General features: G+C 62.0%; 17 protein-coding genes. 6 read left to right on the top strand and 11 right to left on the bottom strand.

Annotation, left to right across the window (positions count from 1 at the left end):
- Positions 1–123 precede the first annotated feature (123 nt).
- The gene (locus M1L36_RS21750; protein WP_379820147.1) at positions 124–1,539 is read left to right on the top strand and encodes a hypothetical protein; all 1,416 of its coding nucleotides are present in this window, start codon (positions 124–126) and stop codon (positions 1,537–1,539) included.
- Positions 1,540–1,567: 28 nt separating this feature from the next.
- Here the strand turns inward: M1L36_RS21750 and M1L36_RS14525 are convergent, their stop codons facing one another.
- Positions 1,568–2,611: a DUF7350 domain-containing protein gene (locus M1L36_RS14525; RefSeq protein WP_250874445.1), complete on the bottom strand. Its 1,044-nt coding sequence runs from the start codon at positions 2,609–2,611 to the stop codon at positions 1,568–1,570.
- A 234-nt stretch (positions 2,612–2,845) separates the two neighbouring features.
- Between M1L36_RS14525 and M1L36_RS21680 the strand changes: the two genes are divergently transcribed.
- Positions 2,846–3,559: a DUF389 domain-containing protein gene (locus tag M1L36_RS21680; protein ID WP_369694252.1), complete on the top strand. Its 714-nt coding sequence runs from the start codon at positions 2,846–2,848 to the stop codon at positions 3,557–3,559.
- A 38-nt stretch (positions 3,560–3,597) separates the two neighbouring features.
- Entirely contained in the window at positions 3,598–4,191 is a 594-nt protein-coding gene (locus M1L36_RS21675) for a DUF389 domain-containing protein (RefSeq protein WP_369694251.1), read from the top strand.
- Positions 4,192–4,294: 103 nt separating this feature from the next.
- On the opposite strand, the gene M1L36_RS14515 is transcribed toward M1L36_RS21675, so the two are convergent.
- The 6 genes from M1L36_RS14515 to M1L36_RS14490 all read right to left on the bottom strand — a co-directional run bounded on the left by M1L36_RS14515 (position 4,295) and on the right by M1L36_RS14490 (position 10,616).
- Positions 4,295–4,468 (bottom strand): hypothetical protein, encoded by a 174-nt coding sequence (locus M1L36_RS14515; protein WP_250874444.1) that lies wholly within the window; start codon positions 4,466–4,468, stop codon positions 4,295–4,297.
- A gap of 304 nt (positions 4,469–4,772) precedes the next feature.
- Positions 4,773–5,627, bottom strand: coding sequence for a DNA-binding protein (locus M1L36_RS14510; RefSeq protein ID WP_250874443.1), 855 nt, complete (start codon positions 5,625–5,627; stop codon positions 4,773–4,775).
- A 414-nt stretch (positions 5,628–6,041) separates the two neighbouring features.
- Complete coding sequence (locus M1L36_RS14505; RefSeq protein ID WP_250874442.1) at positions 6,042–6,932, bottom strand: ArdC-like ssDNA-binding domain-containing protein; 891 nt, start codon at positions 6,930–6,932, stop codon at positions 6,042–6,044.
- 330 nt (positions 6,933–7,262) lie between these two features.
- Positions 7,263–7,514 carry a hypothetical protein gene (locus tag M1L36_RS14500; protein WP_250874441.1) on the bottom strand — a complete coding sequence of 84 codons (252 nt, stop codon included), beginning with the start codon at positions 7,512–7,514 and terminating at the stop codon, positions 7,263–7,265.
- 587 nt (positions 7,515–8,101) lie between these two features.
- Positions 8,102–8,800: a DUF3800 domain-containing protein gene (locus tag M1L36_RS14495; protein WP_250874440.1), complete on the bottom strand. Its 699-nt coding sequence runs from the start codon at positions 8,798–8,800 to the stop codon at positions 8,102–8,104.
- A gap of 460 nt (positions 8,801–9,260) precedes the next feature.
- A complete protein-coding gene (locus M1L36_RS14490; RefSeq protein WP_250874439.1) occupies positions 9,261–10,616 on the bottom strand; it encodes a phage NrS-1 polymerase family protein in 1,356 nt (451 codons plus the stop codon).
- A gap of 323 nt (positions 10,617–10,939) precedes the next feature.
- On the opposite strand from M1L36_RS14490, the gene M1L36_RS14485 reads away from it, so the two are divergent.
- Positions 10,940–11,401: a MarR family transcriptional regulator gene (locus M1L36_RS14485; RefSeq protein WP_250874438.1), complete on the top strand. Its 462-nt coding sequence runs from the start codon at positions 10,940–10,942 to the stop codon at positions 11,399–11,401.
- Here the strand turns inward: M1L36_RS14485 and M1L36_RS14480 are convergent.
- From M1L36_RS14480 to M1L36_RS14465, 4 genes are all read right to left on the bottom strand, one after another.
- Entirely contained in the window at positions 11,398–15,342 is a 3,945-nt protein-coding gene (locus M1L36_RS14480; protein WP_250874437.1) for a DUF8128 domain-containing protein, read from the bottom strand. The genes M1L36_RS14485 and M1L36_RS14480 overlap by 4 nt on opposite strands.
- Positions 15,339–18,773, bottom strand: a complete 3,435-nt coding sequence (locus M1L36_RS14475) for a VirB4 family type IV secretion system protein (RefSeq protein ID WP_250874436.1) — start codon at positions 18,771–18,773, stop codon at positions 15,339–15,341. Before M1L36_RS14475 ends, M1L36_RS14480 begins: the two co-directional genes overlap by 4 nt.
- Positions 18,773–20,050, bottom strand: coding sequence for a TrbL/VirB6 family protein (locus M1L36_RS14470; protein ID WP_250874435.1), 1,278 nt, complete (start codon positions 20,048–20,050; stop codon positions 18,773–18,775). The genes M1L36_RS14475 and M1L36_RS14470 overlap by 1 nt, the downstream gene beginning before the upstream one ends.
- A gap of 115 nt (positions 20,051–20,165) precedes the next feature.
- Positions 20,166–20,684 carry a hypothetical protein gene (locus M1L36_RS14465; RefSeq protein ID WP_250874434.1) on the bottom strand — a complete coding sequence of 173 codons (519 nt, stop codon included), beginning with the start codon at positions 20,682–20,684 and terminating at the stop codon, positions 20,166–20,168.
- A 186-nt stretch (positions 20,685–20,870) separates the two neighbouring features.
- Between M1L36_RS14465 and M1L36_RS14460 the strand changes: the two genes are divergently transcribed.
- The gene (locus tag M1L36_RS14460; protein ID WP_250874433.1) at positions 20,871–21,092 is read left to right on the top strand and encodes a helix-turn-helix domain-containing protein; all 222 of its coding nucleotides are present in this window, start codon (positions 20,871–20,873) and stop codon (positions 21,090–21,092) included.
- 61 nt (positions 21,093–21,153) lie between these two features.
- Entirely contained in the window at positions 21,154–21,729 is a 576-nt protein-coding gene (locus M1L36_RS14455) for a DUF7282 domain-containing protein (protein ID WP_250874432.1), read from the top strand.
- Positions 21,730–21,744: the final 15 nt, after the last annotated feature.

Raw genomic sequence — 21,744 nt, 5'->3', positions numbered from 1 at the left:
CCGTCGGCGTGCAGCAGAGTGATGAGCGTGAGCATCGTCCCGTCAGAACACTTCTCGATACTCAGTATGCACACAACGTGGAGCCACGCATGAGGCAAACCATCCTCAAGGCGAGTCAAATACATGACTGATCACGAATGGCCGACAGTGAAGCTCTGTCGGCGGTTTGCGGTTCTCTGGGTTGTTGGTATCGCCGTGCTCCTCTCGTTCGACACGGTCGCCGCGAGCAATGCCGCGGTGAGTCTCAACAACGCGGCGAACCGTGACAACTTGAGTGTCCCTCGATGGTTGTATCTCGGGACGGGGGGTGCTGCCATCGGTGCGTCAGCGATGCTGGCTAGCTTCGTGACGGACCGTCAGTACATCACCTATCTTCACGAACGAACCTACGACATTACCCTCCGGTCGGTCGTTCGGACTGGAACGGTTCTCGGTGCTCGCCTCCTCGGCGTCGGTACGCTCTGTTATATCGTCGTCAGTGGATTGATGGGACCTCAAATCCCAACTGTCAGCGGAGCCGTCATCCTCGTGTTCGCCGGAGCGAGAGCTGGCCTGACGATCGTCGCCTACACGGTTGGTAACCCGTGGCCAATACTCAACCCGTGGCGAACCATCTGCGAGATGCTTCCATCACACGGTCGTCACTATCCGGCACGAATCGGTAAGTGGCCTGCCGTTGTTGGTTTCTTGGGACTGGTCTGGTTCGAAACGACGACGGCGATCAACGACCGTCCGGCACTGCTCGCAGGTGGTATACTCGCGTACTCTGTGGTGACTGTGGCCGGTGGTGTGGTCTTCGGCTCCGACGACTGGTTCTCGAAGGCCGACCCTGTGTCGGTCACGTTCCGGTACTACGGTTCAGTCGCCCCGCTCCAGCGAACCGAACGTGGACTCGCACTCCGGCCCCCCGGATTCGGGTTGCCGACGAGTCGGCTGGTCGACGGACTTGACGACATCGCGTTTCTGATTGCTCTGGTCTGGGAGTTGACGTTTACTGGGTTCGTCACGACGACACAGGGGGCCCGTCTAGTCGAGACGATCGTCGGTGTCGGCCTCCCACCGCTCGCGGTGTATCTGACGATTTTCGTCGGTGGCTACGTAGCTTTCGTTGGTGCGTACCTGGTCGCGGCGAGGCAGTCCCGTGCGCTCGTCGAGACGTATCTCACGAGTCGGTCGCTGGCCCGTCGGTTCGCCCCGCCGTTGCTCGCGATTGCAGCGGGCTATCACCTTGCTCATTACTTCGGGTTCCTCGTCTCACTGTTTCCTTCTCTCTTGGAGGTCGTTACCAGTCCGTTCACGCCACCTGCGAATCCCGTCGTCTTGACTCTCCCTGGGTGGTTCGAGGGGCTCAACATCGTGTTCGTCCTCGTCGGCCATCTACTGGCGATTTGGCTGGCCCACGCAATCGCCTACGAAACGTTCGCCTCACGACTCGTCGCGATTCGCAGTCAGTATCCGTTCATCGTCGTCATGATTGGGTACACCGTCATCAGTCTCTGGCTCATCTCGCTCCCGACGACGTCACCAGCATTCTTGTAGACCTGTTCGTCCCACAATCGTCGATTAGTTATTCGTCGATGACGACCGGCGGCATCTCGAAGAATGCCGTCTCGTACCCGTCGTGGCGAGCAACTTGCGGGGGAAGCACCGTCGTGAGTTCCACGCGGTCGATGGAAGCGTCTCCTGATAGACCAGTTCCGTAGTGATACCCGATGTCGGGATCCAAGGTCTCCTGAAGCGGGACCGTCTGCTGACCGTCTGGTGTGGTGATCGACGCCTCTAGGTGCATCATTGGGAGAACTGTCCGATTGTACGGCGTACACGCGATTACTGCGAGGTAGGGGTCGTCTCCGAATCGCGGTTCATCGGAAATCAGCCGAGCGGCGAACTGAGCATCACCACTGGTCCCTGTCCCGAGGAGTGTTCCGGTCGTGGCGTCCGGTATCTTCCCGGTCGGAATACCCATGTCCATTGGGGCGATGGCATCGCGACGACCCTTCCGCTCACCGAGTCTGCGGTTCGAGAGTTCGTACAATCGATCCGTATCGAATCCAAACGGTACTTCGACAGACAGAGGCTCATCGAATCGCCCCTCGAACTCGCCAGTCTGTGTCGTCGAGAGCCCCCCGACGCTAACCCGCGCTTCGTACATCCCCTCTCCCTCGAGTTCGAAGTTCGCACCGTAGTGAAAGCCCATCTGTTGGGAGAGCATCGGATAGATTACCTCCTGTGAGACGAGCGCCTCATCCTGGCGAATCTCAAGCGAGACACCACTCGACGGAATGACGTGGTTCGTCTCTCGGTCCCAGACGGTTACCATGAGGTGAATCGCGTCTTCCGCCGTCACGACGACCTTCTCACGGGCTGTCGACGCGACGTTCCAGAACCGATGCGGGTACGAGTAGCTGAGGGACACACCATAGGGGCCGATAGTCGTCTCGTCGACGAGTCGCATCCCCTCGGTGATCGCCGGAACGTACACTGCTTGCGGTCGGTTCTCGACGAGCGGTGGGTCCCGCCACGCAGAGGTTTGCTCGAACCCGCCGAGACACCCAGCGAGTGCCACTCCAAGCCCGAGACAGCCACTCCGAAGCACATCACGGCGATTCATCACCGAAGCTTACCAACCCGAAGGAATACCCTCCCCGGTTCCATTCCAACTCTCTATCGTTCGTCTCGGTACCCGCCGACCATCCGCGAGAAGTCCCAGCGACAGACCAGAGGCTGCTCATCTGCGCCTGGTTCACCGGTCATGTGTAAAGACTACTCGGGGGGCCGTAGAGTCGACACGGTCGCCTGTCACATCGTGACAACTACTGTATAGGTGGCGGTCCAGCGACCACTCATGCGGTTCGTTCACATTTCAGTTCCGACTGGGAAGCAATCGGCAATCTTCGAGATCCTCGACGACGAGGCCATCGACTACGTCGTCTCGGAAGAATCGAGGTCCGAGTCGATTTCAGCCGTTGTCTCGTTTCCGCTCGCTCCGGAGGACGTTGAGCCGACCCTCGAGCGACTGCGAGCGGTCGGTATTACCCGTGAGGCATGGACGGTCGTCCTCAGCGCACAGACGGTGTTGTCCGACCGCATCGAACGAGAGACCACTGACGGGACCGATTGCGGCCTTCCGGGTCGAATCGCTCGCGAGGAGTTGCGGACCGCAGCGATCGATCTCGCACCGCAGCGTTCGGAACGCTGGTCGTACGTTGCAATGACGGTCGTCAGCGCAGTCGTCGCCACGGTCGGTCTACTCCAGAACTCCGCAGCCGTCGTCGTCGGGTCTATGGTCATCGCACCGCTCATCGGCCCGGCGATGGCGACCGCCGTCGGAACGGTCGTCGACGACCGCAAACTCGCCGCTCGCGGGGTGGCGCTTCAGGTCGGCGGTCTCCTTCTCGCCGTCCTCAGCGCGGCCGTATTCGCTGCTGCACTCCGAGCTATCGGTATCGTCCCACCTGCAACGTCTATCACGAGCATACCGGAGATTCAGAGTCGACTTGCCCCGGATTTTCTCTCGCTCGCCGTTGCTATCGGGGCGGGGGTGTCGCCGGTGCGATAAGCCTCACCACCGGAGCAGGGGCGGCACTCGTCGGCGTCATGATCGCTGTCGTGCTCATTCCGCCGGCGGCGACCGTCGGCCTCGGCCTCGCGTGGGCCCAGCCGCTGGTGAGCCTCGGGGCAGGAGTACTCGTGCTCGTCAACGTCCTCTCGATCAACCTCGTCGCGCTCGTGATCATCTGGGCGCTCGGCTACCGGCCACAGGACAACATTCGCTTGGAGGCCGTCCGAACACGAATCCGTCAACGAGTCCGCCTACTCGTACTTGCACTGCTCGTTCTTTCGATATTCCTGGGTGGAGTTACGTATCTTTCGTATCAGGCGACGCAGTTCGAAGATCAAGCCGAGTCCGAACTCACCGAGCTACTCGACGAGGAACCATACCGGGAGTTATCGCTTCTGGACACTGCCGTGGGAACGAGTGAGACCACAATCGCCTTCGACGAGGCAGGGTTTGCTGCTGGCGGGCCGATTCAGGTGGTCGTGACCATCGACCGACCTGCTGGAACCGAGTTTCCTGAATTCGCAACCGAACTCGACCAACGGCTCACCCAGCAGACCGGTCGTGACGTGAGCGTCGAAGTTCGATACGTCGATGCTGATCGAACTGCCAACGTCGTGGCTACCGGATAGTGCGCGCTCAGGCGGATGTCGAGACAATACCGACTGCTGGTCTTCATCGCGACGGGGCCTACCTCTGCTGGATGGTGCGTGTGCTGTGACGTCGCACTCTTTTTCAGTCAGTCAATCCTTCAAGCAACGACTCGATGTCATACTGTTGAAATGGGTGGTAAGTATCAAGTGTTCTGCCGATGACGAACGTCGAGTCTGTTTGGGCGACCTCTTCCAGCGCCTCGAAATCAGACACTAAACGTTCGACACTGTTGCTGTCTGGGAGCCCGGCGGGCACGATGAAATCGGTACTTCCCATGGTGAAGACTTTACTCGGCCCCAGACCCCTACACGCAGGTACGAACCACTCCAATCATTTTGCTTGTGGCACTCCCTGTCTCATATTGGCTGATCTACAGACGGGGCCTTCCATTCTGAAATCGGTGGTGATAGACCCACGCTCTCTGTCTAACAATACCGGCAACCGATGCACACCGGTACTGGCCAGTGCGAAAGCCCGGCCGCGCACCGGCTTCGCCGGGCGCAGCCCGGACCGTGGAGGTGGGTGGGGCGGTGGCTCGCGAAAAAAGACCGCGACCGGCCTACGCCCACCAGCGCCCGCGCTCGGGGAAGACGACTCGACTCCACCCCGTCGCGACGAGCGAACACCGACCACGGTGCCAGCTCTTTTTCACGTTACAGAATCGCACCACCTCACCCTCTGCCACGACGGGCTGATTCGAGCGCTCCCACACCGTGAACTTAGTCACCGCACTCTCATCGGCGATCAGTCCGACCTGCTGGATGTTCGGGGTCGAGGGCTTCCACAGTTCGATGATCTCGCCTTCCACCGTCACCTCGCCCACCGGCACGTCCGGGACCTCCGCGATGGGCACGATGACCCCCGAGATGCGCTTCTCGTCCTCGACCGTCTTCAGCACCGCACTGCCCACGTCCTCGCCACTGACGACTCGCTCTGCAATCCGCCGCGCTACGACCGCTCGACTCTCACCGCCACGCACTCGTTGATGGACTCGACTCGCCTGCCGGTTGACCGCGCCGAGCTCCGCGCTCGTCAGATTTTCTCTGGGGTCAACGCGCTGCTCTTCTTGGCGTCCACACGTTTCCTCGGCCACCGCTCGCGTCCGCTCCGCCCGTCCCTCCTGGCTACCGAACGTCGCCTGGGCACTGATGTGCGCCAACTCCTCCTCTCGCGCGCGAATGCACTCCTCTTGTTCGAGGGTCACGCCGTAGATTCGTTCCTCGCCAGCCACGACCATCCCGTCCGGGTGGTTCGCGTCCACCTTCGCCTGGATCTCCTGCTGCACGCTCGCCCGGAACTCCGGGGTCTCATCGACCACTTCGAAGCCGTCCTCGTCAACCGCTGCTTCATCCGCCTGTTCGACGCGCTGTTCATCGACCGAAACCTCATTACCGAATACGTTCCTAGTTGCCATTGCGTACTCTGAAGACGTACACCGAGCGTCCGACACTGCGGTGCTCTAACACCGCAGTTTTCCACACACGACGACCCGACCAGTCACGACTGCGCGCTCGCTCGCGCCTTCGCGAGCGCCCCTGGGCGCGAGCGAGCGCGCCCCGAGGCGACCGGCACCACAGAGCCCCGCGCGGCGTCCGCCGGGAGCGAGCGGCCAGCGGAGTATGCGTCGTGGGGGGAGCGCAGTGACCCCCCGACGGATACCCGCTGGCGTCGAGGGCACACGCCCGGAATGGTGAGTGACGACAGGAGTGAGCCACATGCCCGGACTGGTCGGTCGCGAGCGAATCGCGGGCCGAGTGTAACGAGGGCCGCAGCGGAGGGCGGCACGCGCCGAGCGGGGCGGGCCAGAACGACACACCGACACCACCAGTTACCGACTGCTGGCCGGCTCCTCCTCGAGAGTCACGTGCGATCGGACCGCCTCGATGAGCTCACGAGCGGTCCGTCGAATCCGCCCGAGTCGCTCGTCGATAGTGTCGACGGCCTCGCCACTCCACGCGGCGACGTACAACGCTGAGTTGCTCGCGTCGAGCCCGAAGTGCTGGGCGACGACGTACGCGACAGCCTCGGCTTCGACCTCCGTCGTCGAGAGCTCGTCGTCCGAGCGCTCAGCGTGGAGTTCGGCATGCGCGAATTCGTGGATGGCCGTCCGGGTCTGGTCGGCAGTGTTTCCGCATTCGAGGATTTCGATGACCGGCGGATTAGACATCGGGGCACAGACGCCCTTGGCCGACCCATGCATCCACTCGGCCTCGGGAACGAGCGAGTAGTCGTACCCCCGCCCCTGCGCGACGGCTTCTAACGCGGGAGCGAATGTCGAGGCGTCTCCAGACGCGGCCATGTCCACCTCGGGAAGTGGCTCGCCCTCGGTCTGAGAGACGTCGAACACGGGGACGGGTTTGAACGCGACCACACCGCGTTCCCACTCGTCAGTTGGAACGTCTGTCCCTTCACACGCCGAGCGTTCGCAGTACGAGGGGCTGTTCCCACACGCGGGACACTGCTTCGCCATGATCGGCGCCCAGATCCAGATGGCCTGCTCGCCCTTTTGGACGGTGCGGTCGAACTCCTCACGCCACGTGTTGAACCCCGCCACGCGGGTTGCATCGGGGTTCTGGAGCGCGATGAGCAACTGGTTCTGCGTCGAGTATTCGTGAAACCGACTCATCACGTCCAGCCACTGCTGGAACTGCTCGTTCGTAGCTGCATCTGCAACGCCCTCGCACAACTGGTCGAGCCAGTCGTCGATGGCGCCACTCATCCGGTCGGCGCGGTCCTCAGTGTCGGTAAACGAAACACGGGCGGTGCTGTCGGCTGTCGAATGCTGTCGGGTCATCACTGAAATCAGGCTCACGATCGAACGCGCTGCCGTGCGCCCTGCACCCCTCGGGGGCCGAGAAACACCACCGGCGGACGCACCAGTCGTTCAGCGAGTCGTTACCCCACGTCGCCTACTCTATTGGTATTCGTGGGGTAACAGAAATTCGGACGAGGAGGTGATGCGCTATCCGAATAGAGAGAACGCGCGCTCACGGCTGTGAAACAACAGACTCGTCGAGAGACCCGGTGACGCGCGTCTAGAAACTATCGTTCAATAGGTGGTGGGCGAGTTGTCGGAGAGGCCTCGACGACTGTGCACTGGCCCCCAGCCAGTCTCTGGGTCCTTCATGGCCCGTATACGCCCTCGATACTGGCCATTGACCGTCTTGATGACGACCACTCGGTAGGTGCCTCCCACCTCGCCATCGCGAACACGAATCGCTCGTCCGGCATCGTCAACGCCGACAGGCTCACCGTCCTCGCTCATCCTGTCGAGCGTGACCTGAACGACATCTTCGTCCATACAGCACCGAGCAGGGAGACGGCCAAACCAGTTTCTGCAGCTGTTCATCTCGTGGCTACGTGAAAACGACATACCTGCTCCGCGACGCCCCCGATGTCGGCTCTATTGACGAACCACGCTGGACCCCCCAGCAGACACACCCACCTTCCCGTTCAGCTCAGTAGCTATCGGCATTACCCCATTGCTCACAAAGTCTCGGCCGTCGGTCCACTGCCCGTGCTCACTGCGGTGTCCCGCTCGAAACCACTACTGTTCGCGTTGGTTGTCCCGAACCGGTCTCACCGGACTCAGGGCACTTCAGGGATGGAGAATGCGTACCCGTCCACTTCCAGAATGTGGAGCAAAGCATGGCGAAGTGTTGCCACCGTCGTGTGACAGCATCATCTCGGCTGCCTGCAACGCGATACACGCGTAGCCGGGAGCAATGCTTTAGTTGGTCGAAGGGTAATGTGCAGGTGAGAAGGGCCGTCGGGGATCGATGATCCCTCTCTGCAGGGGCTGAGTCCCTGACGGCCCTTCCATCGCCGCGGAGAGACGATGATCCCTCTCTGCAGGGGCTGAGCTCTCTGGCGGCGATGGTCTACGTTTCATACCCGATAGTCACGGACAACCTGACTTGCGTGTTCACAGTCCCCTTGGTGTCGATTTCGCGTCCACGAGTAGACCGCGAGATCAGCGATCTGAAGCCCGGGCACTGCTCGGCTGTTGCCGATAACGAACTCGGTGGCATCGAGGGGCGCGTCCTGCGAGTAGGCTCGAAAGCACTCCTCGACGATGTCCGCTGGGCCTGACCACACGGTGTCGTCAAGCACCACTCTGAACGCGTCGATATCGGTGAGGTCGATGAGGCCCCGACGGAACACCGGGTCGATAATCGAGATGAGGCTCATCACCCGAAGCATCTGACCCGTCGAGAGCGCTGCAGAGATTCTGCCAGAAAGGAACTCGCTGACGATTGCCGGGGTCGTACTGTACACAGAATAGCGAATCGGGGACTCGTGGTCCCAGACGGCGGTGGCTTCGATTGTGGAATCGGAGTAGATGGTCTGCTGCAGGACGGCCATGAGTGTATCGATGAGCGAGGGTGGCAATTTCGACCCCTTGAGTTCGGAGACATCGGGGTTGTGATTCTCACGGACGTGGTTCATCAGCTTCGCCCGAGTCGAACTCAGTACATCGTTCTCGGTATCTCGCTCTGAGACGCACCAGCACCCGACAAGCGAGAACACGTTCCCGTCGTCAGGGTTCCCACTTTCGTCGACGAAGAGATAGAGGATACGAGCCATTCAGATGGTGCATGTCGGTACTAACGCATCGGCAATAAGCAGGCTGAAAACGAATCATAGGGATGTCCGGAGGGGGCTGAACTCTCGGGTCGACAGGCGTTACGTCTCTGGGAAGACCGTCCAGGTCACAGTAGGACCGTAGCGGGCGTTGAGCAGCGAAACCCGTGGAGAAGCGTACGTCGCCGTGTGGTGCCTCTCATCGAGACGTGCATTCCACTCGCCCAACAGAAACACCTCGGCACTCGACTGCACCCGTTGATTTACGACGTGTTACCCCACGTTGGTACCACGCTCTAACGCTGTGGGGTAACATCCGGGCATAGTCAAATAGGCACGTCGCCATGTGAAGCGACCGTCCGAAAATCGCCAGCAATCGGCTCTACCAGCAGAAGAGACATGGCAAGATCGAATTCCAATCGTCTGCAATAGGTGCGCGAGTCGTCGGCGTTCACGATCTGGACTAGGCATCGTCCGACTGATGCCCGAGGAAACGACGTGTCCGCGAGACAAACGAGTCGTCCGAGTCGGTACTCGCAGCGTCGTCACCGCGCTCTGCTTCCACCGTGTGGTTACTGTTGTGAGATGCTTCTGTCCGTTCTGTAGGAGAGTCGCGTTCGTCGTCAGCGTCTTCGTCCGCCACACTCTGGCTGTGTGGTTCCATCGGCGCTGAGTCGAACTCTCCTTCAAGGATAGCGAGTTGCCGCTCGAGGGTGTCGATCCGGTCAGCCTGCTGGTCGACGGTCTTGGCCAGCCTCTCGACGCGGCCCGTGAGCTGGTGGTGCTCCTCGACGAGCTCTCGTAGTTTCCGAGTCGATGCCGACTGCGCCGAATCTGACAGCGAACTCTTCCCTTGCTTGTCGACTGATGCCTGCTCTCTGCCCTCGGGATTGTAGAACTCACTCGTTGCTCCAATGGCTCGTTCGATCGTTTTCTCACCGTACGTCGATCCATCGGCGAAGTGAATCTCATCCCACTTCTCGCGAAGCAACCCCGACTCCCGAAACAGGCGGTCCATCTGTCGACAGTCACCACCGGTCCAGAACGCGAGCAGGCAACACAGCGCCATGTCCGCCTCCGACTGGCTGTCATAGCCAGCAATAGTCCCTGACCACAGGCGCTCGAACTTCTCACCGTTCGTCGCATTCCGGGCTCGGTCCAGTAGTTCCTCGTCCGAGAGCCTCGTCGGCTCAGCCGCACCATCGCGGTGCTCAGATGAGACCGAATCACTAAGGTCCGCTCCGTCGCCCAGAGTAGGTGCCTCGTTGGCTGGCATCGTCTGCTGGGCAACGTACTCGGCGTGGACTGTCGCCAGTTCAGCCGTCCGCTCGTGGATTGTTCGCTGGCGGCCCAGATACGCCCCCGTGACGGTGAAGTACCGCGCCGTCTCGTACAGTTCGACGTCGCCGTGGCGATTCCGACCTTCTGGTAGCGTCCCACGGACCAGGACGTGGTAGCCCGTTCCGGATGGACTCACCTCCGTGTAGGAGTTGAGCGTCTCGATAATCTCAGCGGCCCACTGCTCCGGTTCGCCCGACTCAGGGTCGCGACAGTCATCGAGGTCGACCCCCACGAACGGGTCCTCCTCTGTGAAAACGAACCCGACACCGGCACCGTCGCCACTCACCACAACGTCGACCGCATCTTCGAACGTTCCCCATGTCGTCGAGTCCGTCGACGAGGCGTACTGCCCCGTTGCAGGATCGATTGGAATCTTCGTCTGCTTCCCATCGCGTTCTTCCGAGCGCCATCCGACCCATTGCTGTTTATCAACAAGTACGTCCGGCAGGGTACTACGGTCCGGGACGTCTCGGCTCACTATGCACCCACCTCAGCTAGAGTAATCGCGCTATCGACCAGACTGTCCATGCCTTGGTGAGTCGATCGTTCAGTCTGTGTTTCACTCATAGTTCGCGGGGCAACTGGAAGCGGCCCGCTCCATCGGGCCGCTCGATAGACTCGTTGGACCCTCGCCAGGCCGACCCTGCTCAACCAGGAGTCGACCGGAGTCTGACTGTCACCAGCGCTCTCGACGATTAGGGCTTCCATGAGGAGTATAGTATTCGGAAAATCTGAGACAGGCTGTACTAGAGCCGTAATTTCTAAGGCCGTAATTCGATTATAACTCGTCGAGATGTCCCGATGACCCCCGATGACTCCGATACAAACGCGCTCGATTTCGACCGAATCGACGAGGAGATCTCCGAGGATCAGGCGAAACTGCTCGCGACCATTCACGCCGCAGACGAGGGTATCCTGACTGGCCGATTGCGGGAGGCGGTCTCGGTTCCCTCCGGGAGTATGCACTACCACCTCGGCCGCCTCGAAGAATGGGAACTCGTCGACGTAGTCGGTCGTCAGGCGGAGGGTGGCGGGTCGCCCTCGAAATGCTGGGACACCACCGACCGCGGTGGCAGATATCTCGAACGCCCAGGGCCAACTGCCCCAACAACGTTTCAGGACCTCGTGAACCATATCGAGGACCTCGAACGGGACCTCGATCGGCGTGAGGAGCGCATCAAGGCGATGGAAACCGATATCACGGACCTGAAAAGCGCCTATAATACGCTCGCCTCGGCCGTCGAAAACCAACTCCACGATTAGAACCTCCGGAAGCGCGTCCCGTCGCTTGTCTCGTCCGGGTCATCTTCGTCGTCTCCATCAGGTCTGTCCTGGGAGCGGTCAGTCTCTCCGCTGTTATCATCGTCACTATCGAGCGATTCACTCCATTCGAGGTCACCAGTCAGCGACTCGTTACGGAACCACTGCGTCTCACCGAACGATACCATCTCGCCATCGACGAACAGACGCAGGTCGTCCGGAGCAGTCGCATCCGGCGGAACGACGAGAATGTGCCAGTCATCGCGAGCGGGGAGGTTACCTTCGAACGCGTGTTCGGGGATGAACGGCCTCGGAACAGACATCCATGCGTCGTCATCGGCATCGACGGTCGCGCTGGTTGCCGGGTATCGACTCGGGTCGTCGAACACCGCACTCGCGGTTGGGAATCGAGCGTGCTCTGTTCCTGTTCGGTCGGCGAGCCGATACGCACCGTCATCGTCACGCGTCCACACAGCTCGCTCACCGTTCCCTGGACGGAGTAGCTCGTTCCCGTCGATGCGAAGCGGGAGGTGGTTGTAGAACCGTGTCCCATCGGCCACGCCATGTGTCGTGCGGTACGGTGGGTCGGTGAGCGTCTTCCAGATCGACGACGCTGCGTCCTCGCGACAGACGAAGAGACATCGCCGACCGCTGTTCACAGCCTGTGCGAGATTGAACAGCGTCTGCGCGGGCTTCGTCTCACCAGTCGATGCTTCCGCCTCGATGGTGACTGCTCCACCGTCGGTGAGGTAAGCAAGGCGTGGATGGCTCGCTGCGAACTCCTCGGCAGCGCGGGTGGTCAACCGCTGGCGCTCACGGAGGGACATCGTGGAATCCGTCTCCACTGACGGGACTATGTGGGCCGCCGTCCCGGTCCCATCCGGTTGATCGGCACCGGTTTGCTCAGGCAACTCGAGACGGAGCCCGAGTGTCGAAAGTGGGTCGTACGCGTCTTTCAGCAACGCTCTGTGACCGAGACCACCACTAGTGGTGCCAGAACCGGTCTGGAAGATCGCTGTCGCACCAGCCCTCGTACACCGGAGGGACACCCCATCATCGCGGGGCTCTATCTCGACATATTCTTCGGGAATGTCGTCGATGAGTGACCAGAGCTGACTTCGGTGCTCCACAGTGGTGTCGAGATACTCGCTGATGCGGTCAGCTGAGTCGTTGGCCGACACGTATCCGTCCGCACTTCCAGTCTGTAACGCTTCATCGTAGAGGGCCTTGCAGACCTGCTGACGGCGCTCTGCTGTGGCAGGAATGCGTGGCCTATCGGCTGCCTCATCGGCAGACTCTGCAGCGAGACCAGTCGAGGGACCTTGCTCATAGTCGATATCGTAGAAGTGCGACTCGCCTTTCTGCTGCAGTGCGGTCGGTCGCTCCGTCCCGTTGCGAGCGATGCTGCGGCGTTTGAACCACTGGAGATCCTCGTCAGACATTCCAGACTCACCGGTGACCTCCCGGCGGACGTCGGCCGTCGGCGGGAACGCATCGACCGTGTACGAGTGGGTGAGTTCGTCGTTGCTGTCGTGCGTCCGCATGTAGAAGCGGTACTTCGAGAGATTGGTGAGGTCCTCCCAGTCGACATCCGGAGAGTGCTGGGCCTGAATCAGCTTCGCGTCGCGTCGTCCGCCGGGATTGTAGGTGATGAACGTCTCACACTGGTTGGCGATGGCTTGGGCGACCCGGTCCGGGAGTTGATTCGACGGGTTCTGACAGGCCAGCGTGAGACAGAAATCGAACGCCCGTGCCTCCGAGAGAATCGAGTGGATGTTCGACTGCTTCGTGACGATGGAGTCGAACTCATCACAGACGACATAGAATGGCGGCGCGTCGGTCGATTCGCGGGCCGCCACCCACGCTCGCCGAATCAACGCCGTGGCGAACAGGCGCTTCTCGGTCTCGCCAGACGTTGGTGCGTTCCGGACGACGACCACCTTACCCTCTTCCACGACCTCCTGGAGCGAGACTGTCGACTCGGTGGCGCTGATGAGATTCCGAATGGCGTCGTTCTGAATCCACTGGTCCAGACGCCCCGCGAGCGGTTCGAGGTCGTCTTCTTCTTTCATCCGAATCCGCCGGGCTGCCTCCTCGATGAAGTGGATTCGCTCCTCACTCATCCACTCGTGAAACTGTGCGCGGTTCTCCGGGGCCGCACAACAACACGCGAGGTCGAGTAGCGTACAGGTCCGCTCGGACTTGGCCATCCCACGGATGAGCGTGCGAGCGACGCGGTTCATCAGCGCCCCCCAGTACTGGTCGTCGCCACCGGCCTGCGCCATCATCGCGACCAAATCGTCACACAGTGCCTCGACAGCCGACGAAAATGCCCGCGAGTCCGGCGGTGCGTCGGTCGGCACCTCGAGGAAGTTGAATCGCACCTGCTTGTCGAAGTCGTCGCTCAAGTCCACGAAGATGAACTCCTCGGGGTCACGGTCGGCGGGCCACTCCCGAATGAATTCGTCGGCATCGACGCCCTTCGGGTCGAACACGAGCGCGCCGTGCCCACGCCGCAGGATCTGGGAGACGAGATTCGTGAGGAACGTCGTCTTGCCCTTGCCCGTGCCACCGCCGACGAAGATGTGCGTGTTCAGTATCGCGGCCGCGAGACCGGCCTCGATGCCGTGTTTGCGACCGAACCCGAACCAGAACGGAGCGTTGGGGTCATCGGTATCGAGCATCGCGAGTTGTTTTTCGGCCCTCGTGGCTCCCGCGACATCGTGGGCGTCGAAGTCGAATCGTGGCGTGTTCGGAGGAACTCCCTCCCCCGGCCGTGAGAGCGACCACCGCATCTTGTTCGTGCTGACGTGGTCGGCCTCCGGAACGTTGACCAGTCCGGCGACTTCTCGCTGGGCCTTCACCATGCCCGAATCGCTGAACTCCCGGTGGCCTGCCCGGCGAAGCATCTCCGTGAGTGCCTCACCAGCAAGCGGCTGTGGGACGAACGTCTGCTCCGAACTCGACTCGTAGAAGTTCCGGAACATGCCGGCCGTCTTCGACGCGCGGGTGACAGCCTCCTCAGGGTCGTCTGAGACGGCGACAACCCGAAGGCAGAGTCGCCAGCCCTTCTCACCCTGCTGTTCTTCGAGTAGTTTCGCAACCTGTCGATCGACCGTGGATGGGTCACGCTCGATCACCTCGTGGCCGACACCGGGAATGAACCGGGTGACGGCCCCGAGGATCGGGAGATTGCCGATGGGGAGCCGGTGTTTCTCGTATCCTGGTTGCTTGAGATTGTGCGAGAGCGTTCCGATGCTCGGGGCGGCGGCGGCGGCGCCGTCGTTTGCCACACCGTAGCCACCGGTGATGCCTTGCGTCCAGTCGCGGGCGGCTGGTTTGAACATAATCTGGACGGCGACGTCCGCGTCCGCCGCGCCCTCTTCTTGGGTGCCCACCATCTCCTCGAGAATACTCCCGGTGGGGTCGGTCCGAAAGCCTGGCAGGTCGACGTTCTTCAATGGATAGAGGCAGTATCGGCGAAGGGCGAGCCGCGCACCGGCGACGTATTGGTCAGTTCCATTGGCCCCTGCCCCCGGTAGGAACGTCGCCTCAGTCTCGTCGACATGCGAGTCCGGGTACTGCGTCTGCAGCTGCCGGCGAAGTGTCCCCGCGAGGCCATCGGAGCCAGCGATGTACTGGAGTGTGACCACCCGTTCGCTCTGCGGTGTCGGCGCGGCATAGCGCATCTCGAAGGCGTGGGCCGGACTCACGTTCTTGGATTTGCCCCGGAACCGTGGGGAGTCGGTCTCGACCGTATGCAATGCTTCGAGGACATCGTCCATCGCCTCGATACCACTATTGTCCTTGTTCGGCCGCACCGTCACAGCTGGTCGCTGCACTGAACCAGCGAGCACGTCAGCGAGGTCACCACCAATCGACGTGGCCTCATAGCCGGTCGACTCCTCGGTGTGCTGGTCACGGACGCGGTCGAACACACTCATGGGTGGTCACCTCCGTTCGTTCGTTGACGAGCGGACCAACGTGCTTCCAAGTACTCCTCAAATTCGCCGTGCGTTTCGGGGTCATATTCGACAAGAAGCAACTCCAGTGGCGGGAGGCGCACTTCGACGTGATGCCACCCCTCGCGTTCTTCGAACGCCATCAAGCAGTCGGTGTAGCCAACATCAGCCTCACCGCGTGTCGCTCGCCCACGAATGAACTCAGCCTGTGGTGCGTTGAGTCCGTACTTCGCGGCGGTCGCATCAGTGAGGTCTTCGGTCGCGAAGAACGTCGTCGCCGTCGTTTGACCGCGAATCGCGTCGAGATACTCCTGAATCTCGTCGGTTTTGCCGACGGCAAAGTCGTCGGGGTGCTGCGAGACGAACCACAGCCCAGCATCGTAGTGCCGCCAGTGCCGGGCAGCCTGCTGGAGCCACGCCAGCATCTCCGGGCTCTGTAGCAGGTAGTGCGCCTCGTCGATGACGAACACGGCAGGGCCTTTCGAGCGTTTGACGGCCTGGTACACCTGCCCGAGCATCAGCATGAGCATCGTGCTCTTGTCGGCCGCCGCACCGAGGCCCTCGATCTGCTGGAGGTCCAGATAGGACACGCCACCGGGTTTGATGCGCGTCTCGGTCTCGCCAGTCAGTGCACTCAGGTCGCCGTCCTGCTTGAACCCGGAGAGCCGTCGAAGCAGTGGACCGGCATTATTCCGAATCTCTTCTTCCTCCAGTGTCGAGGTGACGTACTCGCTCGGGTGTTCGCCCATGTCGTCGACGGTTGCTCGCAGGTCGGCCATCGTCGGGCTGTTCTCACCACGATGGGTCGAGGGGTCTCGTGGGCGGACGCCTGCGTCACGGTAGGTCTCCCGAACGGCGTCTTTCACCAGCGGTGCGAATCGGTCGGCGGTAGCGGGGTCGTTCGCGATGACGTCGAGGATGAAGTTGACCGCCTCCTGGAACTTCATCTCGAACGGTGCCACGTCGAGTTGCTGGAGCACCTCGTCCGGCGTCGCCTCGATGTGGAGCGGATTGATCGTCTGGGTGCCGTCCAGGGTGATGCGCTCGCCGTTACACAGCTGTGTGATTCCAGCGAACTCACCCATCGTATCGCAGAGAATCAGCGTTCGATCTTCACCCTGCGCCCACCAGCGGAGCGCCTTCTTCTCAACGAACGTCGTCTTGCCGCTCCCCGAGTCACCAGCCACCAACTGGTGAGCAGGCCCTGGGGCGAATGGGTCCGGCGTGACGGCCGACCCGTTACTCGAGAGTCGACCGACAAGCACGCCGTCGTCTTGCTGGACTGTCGGGGCGACCGGCGGAAACGCCGCTGCGATGGTCCCCGAGAGCGTGAACGCCGACCGCTCACGGTGAGAGCCCTCGGCGTAGGCGTCGCGCCCAAGCGGGCCAGCCGCAGTGAACAACTCGTCCTGCCGGTGGGGCGATGAGACGGGCGTCAACTGTGCAGGGGAGCGCTCGAGAATCTTTTGTACCCGACTGCTCGCGTCCTCAAGCGCCTGCCGTTTCGTGACGTCGAGCGAGAGGTCACTCTGGTTGACGAGGCCATCCTCCAGGTACTCCTCTGCCCGGTCGAGCGCCTGTCGCGTCCCGGCTCGAACCGTGACATAGCCCGTGAGGTGCCACGCTTGCGCGGGTGTCTCGTGCAGGAGGATGAACATCTTGGTGTAGGGGTCCATGTCCCGCTCTTCAAGCATCGCCGTGACGTCGCTGGCCTCCTTTCGCTCGGCGATGTCAGCATCTACCTCACCGATACGGTCTTTAACCCGCGCCATCGCCGCGTCTTTCGAGCAGGGCTCACACCGAAGGTTGACCTCGACGTCGACCCCTCGAAGCGTGTAGAGTTCTCGGAGGAATTTCTCGCGCGGTTCGGTCGGCCAGCCAGCGATCCAGTAGGTCCGGGCGTACTGCTCGCCAGCGCGGACGTAGCCGTCACCGACATCGTACACCCCCGCCAGAAGGTCAGCTATCCGGTTTGGGGATTCGTTGTCGAGGTCAGTGGTCTCGAACAGCCCATCGCGCACGCGAGCGAAGAGCGACGCGTCAGCCGACTCGTCGCTGTCGAGTTCGGGGTCGTCATCGGGGTTATCATACGCCTGCGTACTGGAGGCGACTGGGCGGTCACGACTCGTGGCCGACGTCTTGGTCCCACCGTCAGGGGTCGCCCGACGCCCGAGGGACGTGTCTCCGCCGGGAGGCACCGACCCTGGTGCAACGGTCGTCACAGCCACGGTCGCCCCCTGGTTGCCATCGTGGACAGTCACTGCTCCCGGTCTGTGGGGGGCGTCTGTCGCCACATCGTCTTTCGAGGCAGGCTCGCTAGCGTGTGGCCACACTGCGGCGTCCACTGCACTCGTTACTGCCGTGTCGTCGAACTCGTGGGTCGTCCCTGTCCACCGTCGCGCAACGATGGTCGCGAGTTCGGCCGGGCCAACGGTGGTCGTCTTGACACCCGGCGTCTGTCGAAAGGCTCCCCCAACAGTGTCGAGACGGTCGCGCACCTCGGCACGCTGCTGTCGGCGTCGGCGAGCCGCGAGGCGCTCCTCGTCGACCGCCTGTGATTCATCGAACGTCGGGAGGTCAACATCGTCCGGAGCGACCGAGATCACGATGTAGTGGCGCCACTCCCGACTCTCCCAGAGGTCGGTCGTCGCAGCACTCTCCCAGCCGACGAGTGACCGGAGGTACTCCCGCATCCACCGCCACGCATCGCCAGTGTACGTCGCGTGCCACGCGCGGCGATAGGCCGCAGTCACGTCCTCAGGATTCGTATCGAGGCTCGTCGAGTAGAGCCGGAACGGGATGTCGGTCACGTCCTCGTCAAGCGCCGTCCGAAGGCGGCCGATCATCGGTCGGGCCTCCTCGTCAGTCTGCAGGTCGGTGTTTCGTCCCTCAAGCCGGACCATCCCGACGAGTCGGCCGTCGTTCATCTCGGCGAGACCGCCCTCAAGGATCCGAGCGACGTCGTGTGCCCGCGTCTGGTGGTCTGGCGTGAACGGCAGGATGCGACGCCACCAGCTCACCGTAGGCGCTGGTTCGGCGGCTTCCTCCTGGGTGAACGGGAGTCGACGTTGCAACCGACGAAACCGAAGCGGGCCGAGAACACGGTCTGCGGCTGTTGTCACAGCGTAGTCCGTGCTACGGGCAATCCGGTACCCGATAGCGGCGAGGAGTGCCCCAAACCCGAGGAGGGGAGCAGCAAGAGCGATGCTGCCGCCGAATAGGAGGATGTAGATGCCCGCGATGAGACACGCCCCACCGGGACTGGCGTACAGGAAGTTCCGGACTGGAACCTCGTCGCCGAATGGGATGCGCACCCGCATCCCGGTGTCGACCCATTGGGGGACGAGTTGGGTCGGGTCGCGGTTCGTCGTCTCGGCCTGTGCGCGGTCGATCGTCGTCTGCTGTCGTGTCATTACTGGAACCCTCTGTCTCGGTCGTAGTCGATGCGTTCGCGATGGCGCTCCCACTCGTTGGCGTCGAGCCCGTCGTCAGCGTCGTCACTCGGCGAGTCTCGGACGTAGACGCGCTGTGTACCAGGGGACGGGGCTGCTCCCGTCGCTGGTCGTCTCTGATCTGACGGTCCGTCGCTGCCGACCGAGCCAACCGACGGCTTGCTCGCCGCACTCTCACCCCCACCCCGGTCATACGATTGGTAGGCGCCGTGGACGCGGTCGTACACACGCTCGACCGACCGCTCTCCGTATTCCCCGGCACGGGACGTCGCCGCACCCATCCCGAGCGAGACCGACGCAGCGTTGTTGGCGTGGTCGATCATGTTCTTCGGGAAGATGATGAACGCGAACGCCAGTCCGGCGACGGTCATCAACATCGAAACGAGCGTGGTGCCGGCGCCCTCCCCCCACAGTGGGAGTTCGAACAGCAAGCGAACGATGAGCGCCTGGACGAGTTTCAGCGCGACCACCGCGCCGAACAGGTACGTCACAGTCTCGCCGAGCGATTTGACGAAGCCGTCGTGTGCCCGGCAGGCCCACGCGAGCGGCCACAGGTACACCGTCAGGTAGACCAGCATCCGTTCGAGTGCGAGGACGACCAGCGCGCCGATCACCGTCGCCGTCTGGACGATCCCCAGAATGAAGGCAACGATACCCCCGACAACGAGTTTAGAGGCGTCCTCGGGGGTCTGGAAGAACGCCTCCGCGTCGGGGGCGAGGCCCTGGATGATGCCGTTGGCGAGGTGCAGCGTCAGCGCCGTGATCGCAATCCCAAGAAGAATCATCACCCCCGAGTAGCCACACCGGAGAAACGCGGCCCGACGCGAGCGCTCATCACTCTCGAGAAATGCCCGGCCACCAGCGAGCGCCCACACCGAGATGCCGAGTGCGGTGGTGAATCCCATCGCCCCCTGTACCCCCGACCACGTCCCGTCGGTGGGGGTCGCCCACGTACTGGGGTCGTCTGGTTCGCCGGGCGCTGGGAGATTGAACACGAAGCCGTTGAACGTGTTGATGAGACCCTCACCGAGGCCGATGAGGCCGTCGGCGAGTGCCCCCACCATCTCCGAGAGCAGGTCGACCGGATCTGGGATGCCGATACCGAACCCACCGCCAGCACTGCTGCCAGACGTGTTGGTCGTGTTCGTAGCCGTCGGTGACACGCCAACCGGGCTGGACCCGTTCTGCGTCGTGTTCGTTCCGTTCGGGGGTGCCTGCTGGTCGAACTGGTTGGCCACACCAACTCGTTCTTCATTCACGGTCGCTGCAGCAGGTCCGACGAGACACGAGAGAAGAACGAAGACAGCGATGACGAGTGCCGGACGGACGCCTCCCACCCGTGCAGTCATGGACTCAAAATGGTGCGAACTGCACGCAGGAGATGGTCGAGAGTCCAATCTGCTCCAGAATGAGCGGGAAGGCCGTCAGTGCGAAGACCCCACCGACCGAGTAGGCGGCTCCTTTGAGCTGCTCGTCGCCTTCGCGTTTCTTATCCGAGCGCTGGCTTCCCTTCTTATTCAACCCCGAGGTGAGTCGTATCCCAGCGACCAACAGGAGGAGCAGTGCAAGCCCACCGAACAGCAGCGTCACCGCGTCTCCAGCTCCCGTCTGGCACATGATCTCCTCGGCCTGACTGGCCCCTTGTGCGGACACCCGTCCGATTACTGCAGGGACGACGAGGGCGATGAGATGGCTCCCGACGCCGACCATCAGCGCACACATCGCCCCCGCGTACGCGACGAGTCCGCATCGTGAGAGGTCCGTAATCCACACCTCGAGTCGGTGGTCGAACCGTCGGATTCTGCTCTTGAGCGCTGTCACTGTGTTCAGCCCAGGGGTGGTCGCCGCCACCGAGGTGGGTTTCTTCACCATACGCTCGACGAATGCACCTCGTAGACGAAAAGTTTTCGGTGCGGCAACCGAGTATGCACACACAGTGTGCGACATAGATATCCACAACAGGTGTGCGAACGGTGCGGATGTAGACGCATTGCGAAGCGAGAGCGTGTGGCCGGAAGACGAACAGACCTATTATCGAGGCAGATGAATGTCGGCAAGATGGCAGACCGGACGGACGCCGACGAGCAAATCCTCGACCTTCTCAGAGAAGGTGCGCGAACGCAGGCGTATCTCGTCGACGAGACGGGCTTCTCGCGCACGCACGTTCGAAACCGGCTCCAGCTCATGGAGGCGAGAGGGTGGGTCGAGAACCTGCATCGTCAATCGGCGCTGTGGGAACTCCGAACCGACCCCGACGAGGTCGACGGCGAAGAAGAATAAGCGTCGAACAGTTCTTAGAGCGGTTCTCTGTCTCTCACTCCTCGGCGGGTCGATACCAACGGTGGTCGGCGCGCCGAGCGTCTCCCAAGCGCGAGCGGATGTCGAACTCGATGATCAGACGCTCACCAACCGCACGGTCACGGTGGACAGCGTCACCCTGCCCGATGGTGGGTATATCGTTGTCCATGGCGGACGATACGTGTTCGACGGTCGTCCGGACCCACTCGGTGTTTCGGGGTATCTCGACGCCGGTACGCATCGGAACGTCACGGTCCAACTTTCTCCAGGCCGTTTCTCGCCAGGAGCGACAGGGCGCATTGCGGCGGTGCTCTACCATGATGGCGGCGACGAACAGTTCACACGATTCGACGAGGGAGGAGCCGTCGATCGACCGTACACGGTCGGCGACGAACCGGTCGAAGAGACAGCCACCATTGAACGGGTTCCGGAGTCGACCGAACCCCGAACGCCGAGCGCGACAGCGACGACGACAGAGTGGTCGTCGCCTGCACCACCCGAAACAGAGAATTGGACATCTCTCAGACCGCTTCAACTCGTCGGGCTGTTTCTTGGCGGAGCGTTCGCTGTTGCAGCTGTTCTCGTGCTCGTCACTGGCCGTCGTGGAGGCACCCGATGACCGAGCCTTCCACAC

This window comes from Halomarina rubra, assembly GCF_023699475.1.
In the GTDB taxonomy this organism is placed as follows: Archaea; Halobacteriota; Halobacteria; order Halobacteriales; family Haloarculaceae; genus Halomarina; species Halomarina rubra.
Note: the sequence above shows the minus strand (reverse complement) of the source record. Positions and strands in the feature narration are given on the sequence as shown.

Coding starts and splice junctions, on each gene's coding strand:
- M1L36_RS21750 (WP_379820147.1), top strand. CDS start 124: ATGACTGATCACGAATGGCCGACAGTGAAGCTCTGTCGGCGGTTTGCG.
- M1L36_RS14525 (WP_250874445.1), bottom strand. CDS start 2,611: ATGAATCGCCGTGATGTGCTTCGGAGTGGCTGTCTCGGGCTTGGAGTG.
- M1L36_RS21680 (WP_369694252.1), top strand. CDS start 2,846: ATGCGGTTCGTTCACATTTCAGTTCCGACTGGGAAGCAATCGGCAATC.
- M1L36_RS21675 (WP_369694251.1), top strand. CDS start 3,598: ATGATCGCTGTCGTGCTCATTCCGCCGGCGGCGACCGTCGGCCTCGGC.
- M1L36_RS14510 (WP_250874443.1), bottom strand. CDS start 5,627: ATGGCAACTAGGAACGTATTCGGTAATGAGGTTTCGGTCGATGAACAG.
- M1L36_RS14505 (WP_250874442.1), bottom strand. CDS start 6,932: ATGAGTGGCGCCATCGACGACTGGCTCGACCAGTTGTGCGAGGGCGTT.
- M1L36_RS14500 (WP_250874441.1), bottom strand. CDS start 7,514: ATGGACGAAGATGTCGTTCAGGTCACGCTCGACAGGATGAGCGAGGAC.
- M1L36_RS14495 (WP_250874440.1), bottom strand. CDS start 8,800: ATGGCTCGTATCCTCTATCTCTTCGTCGACGAAAGTGGGAACCCTGAC.
- M1L36_RS14485 (WP_250874438.1), top strand. CDS start 10,940: ATGACCCCCGATGACTCCGATACAAACGCGCTCGATTTCGACCGAATC.
- M1L36_RS14480 (WP_250874437.1), bottom strand. CDS start 15,342: ATGAGTGTGTTCGACCGCGTCCGTGACCAGCACACCGAGGAGTCGACC.
- M1L36_RS14475 (WP_250874436.1), bottom strand. CDS start 18,773: ATGACACGACAGCAGACGACGATCGACCGCGCACAGGCCGAGACGACG.
- M1L36_RS14465 (WP_250874434.1), bottom strand. CDS start 20,684: ATGGTGAAGAAACCCACCTCGGTGGCGGCGACCACCCCTGGGCTGAAC.
- M1L36_RS14460 (WP_250874433.1), top strand. CDS start 20,871: ATGGCAGACCGGACGGACGCCGACGAGCAAATCCTCGACCTTCTCAGA.